The following is a 13996-nucleotide window of genomic DNA, read 5'->3' as shown; positions in this document are numbered from 1 at the left end:
CGTAGCCTCGAAGTGGCGTCCACCCGCTGCACCCACCGGTGCGGCGGTGCCGCCGCACGACCACGCAGGAGTCCACGATGACACTCCCCACCCAGCGACGTCTGGTGACCACGACCATCCCCGGTCCCGAGTCCATCCGCCTGCACGAGCGCCGCAGACACGAGCTCGCGGCCGGGTTCGGCACCGTGCTCCCGGTCTTCGTCGCCGAGGCCGGCGGCGGGATCATCGTCGACGTCGACGGCAACCACCTGATCGACCTGGCCTCCGGCATCGCCGTCACCAGCGTCGGCGCCTCCCACCCCGAGGTGGTCCGAGCGGTGGCCGAGCAGGCCGAGCGGTTCACCCACACCTGCCTCCTGGTGACCGAGTACGACGCCGCGGTGGAGGTGGCCGCCACCCTCAACCGGCTGACCCCCGGCGACCACGACAAGCGCACCGCCCTGTTCAGCACCGGCGCCGAGGCGGTGGAGAACGCCGTCAAGATCGCCCGCACCCATACCGGCCGGTCCGCGGTCGTGGTCCTCACCCACGCCTACCACGGCCGCACCCTGCTGACGATGTCGATGACCGCGAAGAACGTGCCCTACAAGGAGGGGTTCGGCCCGTACGCCCCCGAGATCTACCGGGTGCCCTCGCCCTACCCGTTCCGCTGGGCCGGCGGTGGCCGGAGCCCGGCGGAGGTGGCCCGGGAGGCGCTCGATCTGCTGGTCGACACGATCAGCAGCCAGATCGGCGCCCACAACGTCGCCGCCATCGTGGTCGAGCCGATCCAGGGCGAGGGCGGCTTCGTGGTCCCACCGGACGGCTACCTCAGCGGCGTGGCCGAGTTCGCCGGCGAGCACGGGATCGTCTTCGTGGCCGACGAGATCCAGAGCGGGCTGGGTCGCACCGGCGCGATGTTCGCGGTCGACCACGAGGGGGTCGTGCCCGACCTGGTCACCACCGCCAAGGCCCTGGCCGGCGGGCTGCCGCTGGCCGCGGTCACGGGTCGGGCCGAGATCATGGATTCGGTCGCCCCCGGCGGGTTGGGCGGCACCTACGCCGGCAACCCGGTGGCCTGCGCGGCGGCACTCGCCGCGCTCCGGGTGATCGAGCGCGACGACCTGCCGGCGAAGGCGCGCCGGATCGAGCAGCTCGCCCTGCCGCGTCTCCGCGCCCTGGCCGGTCCCGACTCCTGGGTCGGCGAGGTGCGCGGTCGGGGGGCGATGCTCGCGCTGGAGTTCTGCGAGCCCGGCACCACCCGGCCCGCTCCGCTGGCGGCCGCCCGGGTCTCGGCGTACTGCCATCGGCAGGGCGTGCTCACCCTGACCTGCGGCACCTACGGCAACGTCCTGCGGCTGCTGCCGCCGCTGGTCATCGACGAGGAGCTCCTCGACGATGCGCTGGGCGTGCTCGAGAAGGGTGTGGCGACCGCGGCCGAGGGCGGCGAGCGCGCATGACCGGTCCGGTGACGATGTTCGGCCCCGACTTCCCGTTCCCCTTCGATGAGTGGGTCAGCCACCCGGCGGGGCTCGGATCGGTGCCCTACGAGGCCCACGGCGCCTCCGTCGCGGTGATCGGCGGCGGGCTGTCCGGCACCGTGGCGGCGTACGAACTGATGAGCCTGGGCCTGCGGCCGGTGGTCTACGAGGCCTCCCGGCTGGGCGGGCGTCTCCGCTCGCACGAGTTCGAGGGGAGCAGCGGCGTCGTCGCCGAGCTCGGCGGGATGCGCTTCCCGATCTCGGGCACCTCGTTCTTCCACTACGCCGACCGGTTGGGCCTGCGCCACGACCCGTTCCCCAACCCGCTCACCCCCGCGGCCCCCAGCACGGTGATCGACATCGGGGGCGAGACCTCCTACGGGCGCACCATCGAGGACATGCCGCACCTGTTCCAGTCGATCGCCAAGGCCTGGGAGTCGGCGCTGGAGGAGGTCGGATTCACCCCGATCCAGGAGGCCATCCGGGCCCGCGACGCCACCACCCTCAAGCGACTGTGGAACGAGCTGGTCCCCCTGTGGGACGACCGCACCTTCTACGACTTCCTCTCCGCCTCCGAGTCCTTCTCCCAACTGCCCTTCCGGGCTCGGGAGGTCTTCGGCCAGGTCGGGTTCGGCACCGGCGGCTGGGATTCGGACTTCTCCAACTCCATGCTGGAGATCCTTCGGGTGGTGCTCACCAACTGCGACACCGACCAGCGGCTCATCCTCGGTGGTGCCGAGCAGCTCCCGCGCGGCCTGTGGGCACTGCCGGTCCGCCCCGGCAGCCCATGGCCCGAGGGCACCTCGCTGGCCTCCCTGCACGGCGGGGTCCCGCGCCCGGGGGTGGCGGCGATCGACAAGGACGGCGACGGCCGGTTCCGGGTGCGCGACCGCTGGGGGGTCGAGCGCACCCACGGTGCGGTCATCGCGACCTGCCAGAGCTGGCTGCTCACCACCGAGATCGACTGCGACGAGAGCCTGTTCTCCCAGGATCTGTGGATGGCGCTCGACCGGACGCGCTACATGCAGTCCTCCAAGACGTTCGTGATGGTCGACGAGCCGTTCTGGAAGCAGACCGACCCCGCCACCGGTCGCGACCGGATGAGCATGACCCTCACCGACCGGCTCACCCGCGGCACCTATCTCTTCGACAACGGCGACGACCGACCCGGCGTGCTCTGCCTCTCCTACGCCTGGATGTCCGACGCGCTCAAGATGCTCCCCTACGACGTCGACCGGCGGGTCGAGCTCGCCCTGGCGGCCCTGCGCAAGATCTACCCCGACGTCGACATCGCCAGCCACATCGTCGGGGATCCGGTGGCCATCTCCTGGGAGGACGACCCCTGCTTCCTCGGTGCGTTCAAGGGAGCCCTGCCCGGCCACTACCGCTACAACCACCGGATGTACGGCCAGTTCATGCAGGACGGACTGCCGCCGGCCGAGCGCGGCATCTTCCTCGCCGGTGACGACGTCTCCTTCACCCCCGCGTGGGCTGAGGGGGCCGTCCAGACCGCGCTCAACGCCGTGTGGGGTGTGCTCACCCACTTCGGCGGCTCCACCCATCCCGACAACCCCGGCCCCGGGGATCTCTACCCCGAACTCGGCCCGATCGATCTGGGCGAGTGAGCGCGATGTCCGAGTCCTCCACCCGTACGCCGGGTGCGCCGGGGCCCGCAGCGGCCCCTCGCCCGGCGCCCGGCCCGCCCCCGACACCGCTCCGGGTGGCCGCCTGGCAGACCACCGCCGGGTCCCTCGACGTCGCCGGCAACCTGCGCCGGCTCGAGGGGGCCTGCGCCCAGGCCGCCGACGCCGGCGCCGAGGTCCTGGTCGCCCCCGAGATGTTCCTGACCGGCTACGCCCGACCCGACGAGGCGGCCCGACTGGCCGAGCCCGCCGACGGTCCCAGCGCGGCTGCGATCGCCTCGTTCAGCCGGCGTTGCGGCGTCGCGGTGGTCTACGGCTTCCCGGAACTCGTCGAGGGCGGTCATGTCCACAACTCCGCGGCCCTGGTCGACGGCCGCGTCGGCACCTCCCTGGAGGAGGCGGTGATCGGCGTCCACCGCAAGGCGCACCTGTTCGGGGGGCCGGAGCAGGGCGCGTTCGTCCCCGGCCCGACCGCCGCCACCGTGCTGCCGCTGCGCGGTCACCGGGTCGGGCTGGTGATCTGCTACGACGTGGAGTTCCCCGAGACTGTCCGGGCCGCCGCCGAGGCCGGGGCGAGCGCCGTCCTGGTCCCGACCGCCAACCCGTCCGGCTACGAATTCGTCTCCGAGGTCCTGGTCCGCGCGCGGGCCTACGAGAGCGGCTGCCACGTCGTCTACGCCGACCTGTGCGGCACCGAGGCGTCCCTGACCTACGCCGGCCTCTCCCTCATCGCCTCCCCCACCGGCGAGATCCTCGCCGCCGCCGGCACCCGCGAGGCCCTCCTCGTCGCCGACCTCACCACCGCCGGCCGTCGCCCCGACTACCTGCGCGACCGGCGCCCCGAGCTCTACCGCTGACAACCGCCGGACGCCGTGCCCCCACAAGGCCACCGACGCCGAGGGCTCGCCACCCCCGACAACGCGGCCGGTCCGAGGTCGCCGCACCCTGGCAACACCGGCCGAGGTGTGCTCACCGGCCCGGCGGGAGCGTCGTCCACCGAAACGACGGCACGCCACCGACAACCCGCCCGCGCGAGGCCTCGCGGGCTCGGTCGCCGGATCACTCCTGCGCGAGGCGGGCCGCCACCCGGGTGACGCGGTTGCCCTCCATCGCGGTCACGGCGACCTCCGCGCCGTCGGCGCTCACCATGTCGCCGACCTGCGGGATCCGGCCGATCCGTGCGATCACGTACCCGGCGACGGTCTCGTAGTCACCGGCGGACAGTTGCAGGCCGGTCCGCTCGGCGAAGTCGGCCAGACTCAACCCGGCGTCGACCGACGAGAGGTCGGCGGCGGCCTCACCGGGCACGCGGTGGTCGTACTCGTCCCGGATCTCGCCCACGAGTTCCTCGACCAGGTCCTCCAGCGTGACGATCCCGTCGGTCCCGCCGTACTCGTCGACCACCACGGCCAGGTGGGTGCCGTTCTCGCGCATCGTGGCCACCGAGGGCAGCACGAGTTTGCTCCCCGGGAGCAGCACGATCGGCCGGGCGAACTCACCCACCGTGCGTCGTTCGTCGGCAGGCAACCCCAACAGGTCGCGCACGTGCAGGAACCCGAGCACGTCGTCCACGCCGTCCCCGATGACGGGGTACCGCGAGAACGGCTTCTGCTGGACGAACGTGATCGCCTGCCCGAGGGGCATGTCCGCGGACAGGAACTCGACGTCACCGCGCGGCCGCATGACCTCCTTCACCCGTGTCTCGGTCGCGGCGAACACGTCGCCGAGGATGCGGCGCTCCTGCTCCTCGAGCCCCTCGTGCGTGGACACCAGGTCGCGCAGTTCCTCCTCGCTGAGCTGTTCGCTGACCGCCTTCGGGTCACCGCCCAGGAGGCGGACCAGGAGGTCGGTCGACTTGGACAGGACCCAGATGACCGGGCGCATGACGGTCGCGAAACGGTCGAGCACCGGGGCGGCGAGCAGGGCGAGGCCGGCGGCCTTCTGTAGTGCCAGCCGCTTGGGCACCAGCTCGCCCAGCACCAGGGAGAGATAGGCGATGAAGAGCGTCATCGCCACCAGGGCGACCGTCTGCGCCGTACCCTCGGCCAGACCGAGTTGCTCGAGGTACGGCGCGAGGTCCGGGGCCAGGGTGGAGGCGCCGTACGCCGCGGAGAAGAACCCGGCCACGGTGACACCGATCTGGACGGCCGCCAGGAACCGGTTGGGGTCGCGGGCCACCTGGGCGACTCGAGCGCCCCGGGAGCCTCGCCGTTCGAGTTGGGAGAGCTGGCTCTCGCGCAAGGAGACCAGCGCGATCTCGGTGGCCGCGAACACCCCACCGAGCAGGACGAAGCCCAGCACCAGAAGGAAGTTGGTCAGCGTCTGGCCGTCCATCAGGTCCATCCATCCGTCTGCGAGGCGGATGGATGGCCGGTACTTCGGGGCTTCATGGTCGAGAGGGTAGCCACCACCGACAACCCGTCGATCCCTGATCGACGCAGTCCCGGGGACCCCGGGACGACCAGACCCGGCCCACCTGGGTGGACCGGGTCTGGTCGGATGTCGCCGGACATCAGCGGCGGTGACGGTGGGATTTGAACCCACGGTGGACTTGCACCCACAAACGCTTTCGAGGCGTTCTCCTTAGGCCGCTCGGACACGTCACCGCGAAGAAATGTACCGGAGCGCCGGAGGGCCGCGAAATCGAGGCCCGGGTCCTCCGAGAGCGCCGGAGGCGGCGGTCGCGGGGCTGGGTAGGGCGGGGCATGATCGATGAGGGCCGGGCGGATCGTGCGTGTCCACCGGCCCTCGGTCACCGCGTCGCCAGTCGGCGGAAAGGGTTCCTGATGAGCAACCTCCTGCTTCTGTCCAACTCGACCGCGCCCGGTCGTGGCTACCTCGAGCACGCCGAGCAGGCCATCCGGGAGATCCTCGCGGGGGTGACCCGGCTGGCGTTCGTGCCGTACGCCCTCGCCGATCACGACACCTACACCACTCAGGTGCGCGACACCCTCGGCCCGTGGGGTTTCGACGTGGTCGGCGTCCACGCCGGCGACCCGCGCGCCGTGCTCGCCGACGCCGAGGCGGTCTTCGTCGGAGGCGGCAACACCTTCCGACTGGTCGATCGCCTCCATCGACTCGGGCTGCTCGAGGTGATCCGGGAGCGGGTGGCCGCCGGCGCGCCGTACGTCGGCTCCTCGGCGGGCACCAACGTGGCGACCCCCTCGCTGCGGACCACGAACGACATGCCGATCGTGGAGCCACCCTCTTTCGCCACCCTCGGCCTGGTGCCCTTCCAGATCAATCCCCACTACCTCGACCCCGACCCCGCCTCGACCCATCAGGGCGAGACCCGGGAGCAGCGCCTGCTGCAGTACCTCGAGGAGAACGCCGGCCCGGTGCTGGCCATGCGCGAGGGCACCTGGCTGCGAGGTCGCGGCGACGCCCTCACCCTCGGGGGCGAGCCGTCCGGTGCGCGTCTGTTCTGTCGGGACGCCGATCCCCGCGAACTGGTCCCGGAGTCCGATCTCGGCTTCCTGCTCTCCACCTGAGGGCGCCACACCACCCGTTCCCCACCCGAGGAGAATCATGCTCAAGCACGTCCTGGACACCCTCGACCTTCTCGACGACCCGGCCGCGAGCGGCGAGGCCGTGCTGACCGCGCTGCGGGCGCGGGCGGGCGACACCGGAGGCGTCCTGCTGGACTCGACCACGGTCACCGGCGAGAAGGGCAGCACCGACTTCGTCACGGTCACCGTGCCCGGCACCGCCGGCAAGCGGGCCGGGGGCACCGCCCGGACCCTCGGGGTGGTCGGCCGGCTCGGCGGCGTCGGCGCCCGGCCCGAGCGGATCGGCTACGTATCCGACGGCGACGGTGCCACCGCCGCCCTGGCCCTGGCCGCGAAGCTCGTCGAGATGCACAGCCGCGGCGATCGGCTGCCGGGAGACGTCGTCATCGGCACCCACGTCTGCCCGAAGGCGCCCACCCGGCCGCACCAGCCGGTGCCGTTCATGGACTCCCCGGTCGACATGGCCGCGATGAACGACAACGAGGTCCTGCCCGAGATGGACGCGATCGTCTCCATCGACACGACCAAGGGCAACCGCATCATCAACCATCGCGGGATCGCCATCTCCAACACCGTCCGGGAGGGCTACATCCTCCCGGTCAGCCCCGACCTGGTGAGCGTCTACGAGACGGTGTGCGGGATCGCCGCCCAGGTGTTCCCGCTCTCCACCCAGGACATCACGCCATACGCCAACGGCCTGTACCACATCAACTCGATCCTCCAGCCCGCCGTGGCCGCAGCCGTACCCGTCGTCGGGGTCGCACTCACCACCGAGACCGCCGTGGCCGGCTCCGCCACCGGGGCGAGCCACGAGACCGACATCGCGCTCGCCGCGAGGTTCGCACTCGAGGTCGCCAAGGGGTACGGCGCCGGCACGCTGCAGCTGCACGACGAGGAGGAGTTCGCGCGGCTCGTCGAGCTCTACGGCCCAGCAACGCACCTGCAGACCGGAGGGCGCTGACCCGCCGCCCGGCTTCCCCGCTCACTTCGCCCCATTCCGGAGCCCGTCCGACCGTCCTGGTCGGACGGGCTTCGTGGCTGTGGATGTCCTCCGGCCCATCTGCACCTTTCGCCGGTTCACCGGGGAAAGGTGCGGCAGGCGTCCCACGATGTGGACGGGCGGTTGTACATCGTTCGCCCCCTCATGTCACCGTTTCTCAAATCGCAATCCATGTTCCGCTAATCGCAACAGGTGACTTGATGGCCAGCAGACCCGCTGAACTCCTCACCGTGAGCCGCGCCCTCCGGGTACTCCAGGCGTTCACCGAGGAGCACCCCACCTGGGGCATCACCGAACTGGCCACCGAGCAGCGGCTGGACAAGTCGCAGGTGCACCGCATCCTGACGACGTTCACGCAACACGGATTCACCGTGCTCGACCCCGACACCCGGCGGTACTCGCTGGGGCCCGCGCTCGTGCCGCTCGGCCGGCGCGCCGAGGACAGCCCCGGGCTTCGCCACCAGCTGGAGCCACACCTGGACAAGCTGGCCGCGCGGGCCGGGGAGAGCGTCGTGGTCTGCGTCCCGGACGGCTTCCGCTACCGCACCATCGCGGCCTGCGAGGGGCCGGGGCTGGTCCGCTACGCGACCGCACTGGGCCGCTCCTTCCCCGGCCACCTCGGCGCCACCGGGCAGGCGATCTTCGCCTTCCAACCGACCGTGTCCCCCGCCGACCTGCTCGGCGCGCACGGCGAACCGATCACCGACGGGGCCGTCGCCGAACTCGAGGCCAGATACAGCCAGGTACGCACCGACGGCTACCTGGTCTCCGAGGGCGAGTACGACGCCCGGGTGATGGCCATCGCCGCCCCCATCCTGATCGACGGCGCGCTGTTCGGCTCGGTCAGCGTGCTCGGGCCCCGCGACTACATGCACTCCGACTCCGTCGAGATCGTCGCCGGCGTACTCGACTCCGCCACCGCGATCGGCGACGCCCTGCGTCCCTGAGCCGCGCCTACACCCCTGCACGAATCGAGGAACCGTCATGGCTCCACAACCCACGCACAGCGAGCTCATCGAGGAGCCCCTGCAGCACCCGCGGGCGTTCGCGCCGCGGACACTCGTGGTCACCCTCCTGCTCTCCGCCCTCGGCGCCTTCATCGGCCTGCACCTGATCACCACGCTGGGCATCTCCGCGAACACCTCGGTGATCGGCGCGCTCATCGCGATGATGCTCGGCCGCGTCGGGATCTGGGGATTGAGCAGCTTCCGGGACACCAACCGGCAGAACCTCGCCCAGACCGCGATCTCCTCGGCGACCTTCGGCGCGGCGAACGCGCTGCTCACGCCTATCGCGATCGGGTGGGCCTTCGGCCGGTCCGACCTGGTCTGGCCGCTCCTCTTCGGTGCCGCCGCAGGTCTCGCGGTCGACTCCTGGGTGCTCTACAAGACCTTCGGCTCCCGCTTCCTCCCGGCCAGCGCGGCCTGGCCGCCGGGCATCGCGGCCGCAGAGACGATCAAGGCCGGCGACGAGGGCGGCCACCGCGCCAAGGTGCTGATCGCGGGCGGCGTCCTGGGCGCGGTACTCGCCTGGCTCGGGCTGAGCGCCTCGGCCGCCGGTGCCGCCCTGATCGGCAACATCGTCGCCCTCTTCATGTTCGGCGTCGGCCTGCTGATCAACCAGTACTCGCCGATGATCCCGGGCCTGGAGGACGTCTCCCTCGCGGGTGAGTACATCCCCCACGGCGTGATGATCGGTGCCGGCCTGGTCGCGCTGATCCAGGCGATGCGGATCCTGTTCAGCCGCCGCGGCGCCAAGGAGCAGCGGGTCACCCCCGCCGAGTCGAACCCCGCGGAGGCCGACGCCTCGCTCGTGCCCAGCCGCAGCTCGGAGGATCTGGGCAAGGGCCTCGGGTTCGGGTTCGTCCTGTTCATCCTGGTCGGGGTCGCCCTGGCCGCCGTCTCGGGGATCACCGCCGACCTGTCCGTCCCGGCACTGATCGGCTGGGTCCTCTTCGCGGCCGTCGCCGCCTTCGTCCACGAGATCATCGTCGGCCTCGCGGCGATGCACTCCGGCTGGTTCCCGGCGTTCGCCGTGACCCTGATCTTCCTGGTCATCGGCCTGGTGATCGGGCTGCCGGAGGTGCCTCTGGTGGTCCTGGTCGGCTACTGCGCCGCGACCGGTCCCGCCTTCGCCGACCTGGGCTACGACTTCAAGGCCGGCTGGGTGCTGCGCCGGATCCACTCCGGCCGCCCCGGGTACGCCACCTACGAGATGTCGGGCCGCAAGCAGCAGTACTACTCCGCGATCATCGGCTTCGTCGTCGCGCTGGTCATGGTCGCCCTGCTCTGGCGCTACTACTTCGAGGACGGCCTGATCCCCCCGGTCGCCACCGTCTTCGCCGACACCATCACCAGCGGCCTGGGCAACCCGGACGCCGTCCGCAACCTGATCATCTGGGCGATCCCCGGCGCCCTCATCCAGGCCCTCGGCGGGTCCAGTCGACAGATGGGCGTGATGCTCGCGACCGGCCTGCTCATCGCCTCGCCGTACGCCTGCTGGCTGGTCTTCGCCGCCCTGCTCGTGAGGGTGCTGGTGCGCCGCTACAAGGGCACCAAGGCCGAGGAGGACCTCGCCCTCGTCGGCGCCGGCCTGATCGCCGGGGACGCCATCGCCTCGCTCGGCAAGATCGTCAAGACCTGACCCTGCCGACGCCCCGCCACACCCCGGCGGACATCGCAACACCACCCCGAGAACCAGAGCGACACCCCGCTACCCCCAGGAACAAGGAGGAACCTCGATGGAGGTCACCAACCGGATCGAGTCGCGCAGCGAATACCTCGCCTTCGAGGCGTTCGTCGGCGCGCGCAAGCTGATCGAAGAGATCATGTGCGTCCAGAAGGGCGAGAACGTCCTGATCACGGCCGACACCTCGTCGGACATGCGAGTCGCCGAGCTCCTCGGCGGCGCCGCGAAGGCGGTCGGTGCGCACCCCGTGATCGTGCGCTACGAGACCCGCTGGCAGTCGGCGATCGAGCCGCCGGCACCCGTGGCCGGAGCCGCGCTCGGCGCCGACGTGTGGATCGAGCTCCAGCTCGGCTACATCATGCACTCCGACGCGTTCCGGGCAGCGATGGAGCGGGGCACCCGCTACACCTGCCTGACCGGCCTGGACGTGCAGATGCTCGTCGACACCGTCGCCAAGGTCGACTACGCCGGCGTCCGCAAGCTCGGGGACAAGCTGGTCGATCTGCTCAGCTCCGGCGACGAGGTACGCATCACCTCTGCCAACGGCATGGACATCACCGGACGCACCGGCGACCGCCCCATCCACGTCCGCGGCATCCCCGCCGACAAGCCGGGCATGTCGGTGATGCTCGCCGGCCAGATCTCCTGGAACCCCCTCGAGGAGACCCAGAACGGCACCATCGTCTTCGACGGCGCCGCCTGGCCGCCCGACGAGAACGGCCTGATCACCAACCCGATCACCCTCACCGTGGAGAACGGCGTCGTCACCGACGTCGCCGGCGAGGGCCGCGACGCCACCGTCTACCGCGACTGGCTGGCCGCCCAGAACGACCCCAACATGTACCGCGTCGCGCACTGGTCGCTGGGCTACAACCCGGGCGTGACCAAGTCGACCGGCCGGATCGTCGAGGACGAGCGCGTCTTCGGCTGCGTGGAGTTCGGGATCGGCACCAAGGGCGCCTGGATCGGCGGCGAGCCCTGGGTCGCCCCCGCCCACACCGACGGCTCGAACGTGCTGCCCTCGATCTACGTCGACGGGGTCGCCATCGAGGAGAACGGCGTCTACGTCCACCCCGAGGTCGTGGCGATCTGCCAGGAACTCGGCGTCGACGGGTACTGAGACCGCAGGAACCGCTGAGGTGACCACCATGGAGACCAGCACCCACCGCCTGGACGGTCACACCGTCCACGAGCACACCCTGACCGTCCCCCTCGACCACGCCTCGCCGACCGGCGCGAAGATCGAGCTGTTCGCCCGCGAGTTCGTGCGGGACGGCGGCGACGGGCGCCCCCGCCTGGTGTGGTTCCAGGGCGGGCCGGGCAACCGGGCCAACCGGCCGGACTCGATCGGCGGCTGGCTCGACCGCGCCCTGGAGGAGTACCGGGTCGTGCTGCTCGACCAGCGCGGCACCGGCCTGTCCACTCCTGCGGACCGGCAGTCGCTGGCCCAGTTCGGTGACCCGGCCGAGCAGGCGGCGTACCTGGCACACTTCCGGGCCGACTCGATCGTCGCGGACGCCGAACTGCTGCGGCAGGCCCTGGGCGAGCAGCGCTGGAGCGTCCTGGGCCAGTCCTACGGCGGATTCATCGCCACGGCGTACCTCTCGCAGGCGCCACAGGGGCTGCGCGAGGTGCTGATCACCGCCGGGCTGCCGGCACTCACCGGACCGGCCGACGAGGTCTACCGGCGTACCTTCGCGCAGACCGCTCGGCGCAACGCCGAGTTCTTCGCGCGGTACCCGGGTGACGCGGCCACCGTCCGGGAGATCGTCCGGCACCTCTCGGACACCGAGGAGGTGCTGCCCACCGGCGAACGGCTCTCGGCACGTCGCTTCCTCCAGGTGGGGATCAACCTCGGCTCCTCCACCGGGTTCGACGGACTCCACTACACCTTCGAGGCGCCGTTCACGACCGTCCGGGGTGAACGACGGCTCCGGGAGCGTTTCCTCCGCGAGGTCGGGTCAGTGGTCTCCTTCGCCGCCAACCCGCTCTACGCCGTCATGCACGAGACCATCTACGCGCAGGGGGCAGCCTCCGGCGGCGCCACCGGATGGGCCGCCCAGCGGGTGCGCTCGTCCCTGCCCGAGTTCGACCCGGGTGCCGAGGTACCCCTCCTCACCGGCGAGCACATCTTCCCGTGGCAGTTCGAGGAGGACCCGGCGCTGGTGCCGCTCCGCGGAGCCGCCGAGGCGCTCGCCGCCCGGGCGGACTTCGCCGCGTTGTACCGACCCGACGTGCTGGCGGAGAACGAGGTCCCGGTCGCCGCGGCGATCTACCACGACGACATGTTCGTCCCCCGGGACCTCTCCTTGCAGACCGCTGCCGCCGTCCGCGGACTCCGTCCGCTGATCACCAACGAGTACCAGCACGACGGGATCCGGGCCGACGGACGCCGTCTGCTCGACCGGTTGCTGACCACCCTGCGGCGCTGACCCGCGGGGAGACGGGGCCGGCTCGGAGGTGAGCGGGCGTCCGTCTAGCCAGGTCGACCAGCGCTCGCTTCCCGGGTGGAGTTCCGCCCGGGAAGCGAGCGTTCAGCTGATACCTCGACGAGTGCCCCGCCCGGCACCCCGACCTCATCGGTGCGAGGCGAAGAAACCGTCCAGCAGGACGGAGGAGTCCTCGGCCAGGACGCCGGCCAGTACCTCGGGACGGTGGTTGAGCCGGCGATCGCGGACGACGTCCCAGAGCGAACCGACGGCACCGGCCTTCGCGTCCCACGCCCCGAAGACGATCCGGTCGACCCGGGCGAGGACCGCGGCGCCGGCGCACATCGTGCAGGGCTCGAGCGTGACGACCAGCGTGCAGCCGTCCAGGCGCCACTGCCCGCGGGCGCCGGCGGCCTGACGCAGGGCGACCACCTCGGCATGACCGGTGGGGTCCGCCTCGGCCTCCCGGACGTTCCGACCGCGACCGACGACCGACCCCTCGGGGTCCAGGACGACGGCGCCGATCGGGACGTCGCAGGTGGCCAGCGCGGCGCGCGCCTCGTCCAGCGCGGAGCGCATCGCGGGCTCCCAGTCGGCCGTGATCACGACCGAAGACTACGCGTTGGTGAGACCGACGGCGTCGTCGTAGAGCTCACCGAAACCGAGGGCGCGGGCCACCTCGGAGAGGACCTCGTCGGGGTAGAGATCCTCCTCCTCGTCGAGCAGCTCGCCCATCGCGGCGGCGCTCATCCCGAGGTCGGCGAGCAGACCCAGGTCGCCGGCGGGCTCGGGCTCCTCGTCGTCCTCCTCATCGGGCAACGGCAGGCCGAGGAACTCCACCACGTCGGCGGCGAGCTCCCACTCGTCGGAGGCGGTGATGTCGGAGAGCAGGGCGCGGGTGGAATTGCCCGCGACACGGAGAAGGATGAAGAAGTCCTCGTCGATGGCGACCATGCCCACCGCTCCCCCGTCGCCGGGGAACCGTCGCAGTGCGTGGGCGAGCGCGTCGACGTCGGTCAGCAGGTCGTGGGCCAGCTCCTCGAGCTGCCACACGCCCTCCTCGCGGTAGACGGCGAGCGCGAAGTCGACGCCATCGATCTGCTCGGGCATGCCCCCAAGCGTGACAGAGGTTCCCCGGACCGCCAAGGGGTTTGAGGTCAAGGACGGGGCCGTTCGCGCAGGTCACACCGCACCCGCCGGACGGGCCGCTCGGGTGGCCGGAAGGGCGGTCGCTCGGGTGGCCGGAAGGACCGCCTCCACCGGGCGT

Annotated in this window: 12 protein-coding genes and 1 tRNA gene; 9 read left to right on the top strand and 4 right to left on the bottom strand. The window is 71.4% G+C overall.

The genetic code is table 11. The features are described from left to right. The first annotated feature begins 77 nt into the window (after positions 1 to 77). From gabT to G515_RS0111460, 3 genes are read left to right on the top strand one after another with little or no spacing between them, the layout of a single operon-like run. Positions 78 to 1439, top strand: a complete 1362-nt coding sequence (gabT, locus tag G515_RS21000; RefSeq protein ID WP_036555442.1) for a 4-aminobutyrate--2-oxoglutarate transaminase — start codon at positions 78 to 80, stop codon at positions 1437 to 1439. Further along, the gene (locus G515_RS0111465) at positions 1436 to 3085 is read left to right on the top strand and encodes a flavin monoamine oxidase family protein (RefSeq protein ID WP_028660245.1); all 1650 of its coding nucleotides are present in this window, start codon (positions 1436 to 1438) and stop codon (positions 3083 to 3085) included. Before gabT ends, G515_RS0111465 begins: the two co-directional genes overlap by 4 nt. Positions 3086 to 3090: 5 nt before the next feature. Beyond that, positions 3091 to 3960 carry a carbon-nitrogen hydrolase family protein gene (locus tag G515_RS0111460; protein WP_084653470.1) on the top strand — a complete coding sequence of 290 codons (870 nt, stop codon included), beginning with the start codon at positions 3091 to 3093 and terminating at the stop codon, positions 3958 to 3960. A gap of 202 nt (positions 3961 to 4162) precedes the next feature. Here the strand turns inward: G515_RS0111460 and G515_RS0111455 are convergent, their stop codons facing one another. Both G515_RS0111455 and G515_RS0111450 read right to left on the bottom strand, forming a co-directional pair. Then, complete coding sequence (locus tag G515_RS0111455; RefSeq protein ID WP_028660243.1) at positions 4163 to 5437, bottom strand: hemolysin family protein; 1275 nt, start codon at positions 5435 to 5437, stop codon at positions 4163 to 4165. A 185-nt stretch (positions 5438 to 5622) separates the two neighbouring features. Beyond that, positions 5623 to 5709, bottom strand: a tRNA-Ser gene (locus tag G515_RS0111450). Between the two features lie 180 nt (positions 5710 to 5889). On the opposite strand from G515_RS0111450, the gene pepE reads away from it, so the two are divergent. The 6 genes from pepE to G515_RS0111420 all read left to right on the top strand — a co-directional run bounded on the left by pepE (position 5890) and on the right by G515_RS0111420 (position 12732). Next, positions 5890 to 6594: a dipeptidase PepE gene (gene pepE, locus G515_RS0111445; protein ID WP_036555440.1), complete on the top strand. Its 705-nt coding sequence runs from the start codon at positions 5890 to 5892 to the stop codon at positions 6592 to 6594. A 37-nt stretch (positions 6595 to 6631) separates the two neighbouring features. Beyond that, the gene (locus G515_RS0111440; protein WP_028660241.1) at positions 6632 to 7573 is read left to right on the top strand and encodes a DUF1177 domain-containing protein; all 942 of its coding nucleotides are present in this window, start codon (positions 6632 to 6634) and stop codon (positions 7571 to 7573) included. A 239-nt stretch (positions 7574 to 7812) separates the two neighbouring features. After that, positions 7813 to 8559 carry an IclR family transcriptional regulator gene (locus tag G515_RS20995; protein ID WP_051218288.1) on the top strand — a complete coding sequence of 249 codons (747 nt, stop codon included), beginning with the start codon at positions 7813 to 7815 and terminating at the stop codon, positions 8557 to 8559. Positions 8560 to 8596: 37 nt separating this feature from the next. Further along, on the top strand, positions 8597 to 10255 hold the full coding sequence (locus G515_RS0111430; protein ID WP_084653466.1) for an OPT/YSL family transporter: 1659 nt from the start codon (positions 8597 to 8599) through the stop codon (positions 10253 to 10255). Between the two features lie 97 nt (positions 10256 to 10352). Next, the gene (locus tag G515_RS0111425) at positions 10353 to 11420 is read left to right on the top strand and encodes a 2,5-dihydroxypyridine 5,6-dioxygenase NicX family protein (protein WP_028660239.1); all 1068 of its coding nucleotides are present in this window, start codon (positions 10353 to 10355) and stop codon (positions 11418 to 11420) included. Positions 11421 to 11448: 28 nt separating this feature from the next. Further along, the gene (locus G515_RS0111420) at positions 11449 to 12732 is read left to right on the top strand and encodes an alpha/beta fold hydrolase (RefSeq protein ID WP_036555662.1); all 1284 of its coding nucleotides are present in this window, start codon (positions 11449 to 11451) and stop codon (positions 12730 to 12732) included. A gap of 144 nt (positions 12733 to 12876) precedes the next feature. Here G515_RS0111420 and G515_RS0111415 read toward each other — a convergent pair whose 3' ends face one another. Continuing rightward, positions 12877 to 13332, bottom strand: a complete 456-nt coding sequence (locus tag G515_RS0111415) for a nucleoside deaminase (RefSeq protein ID WP_281168304.1) — start codon at positions 13330 to 13332, stop codon at positions 12877 to 12879. Positions 13333 to 13344: 12 nt separating this feature from the next. Further along, entirely contained in the window at positions 13345 to 13839 is a 495-nt protein-coding gene (locus G515_RS0111410; protein WP_028660236.1) for a tRNA adenosine deaminase-associated protein, read from the bottom strand. Positions 13840 to 13996 lie beyond the last annotated feature (157 nt).

This window comes from Nocardioides insulae DSM 17944 (genome assembly GCF_000422825.1).
In the GTDB taxonomy this organism is placed as follows: Bacteria; Actinomycetota; Actinomycetes; order Propionibacteriales; family Nocardioidaceae; genus Nocardioides; species Nocardioides insulae.
This window is presented reverse-complemented; position numbering and strand designations above follow the sequence as displayed.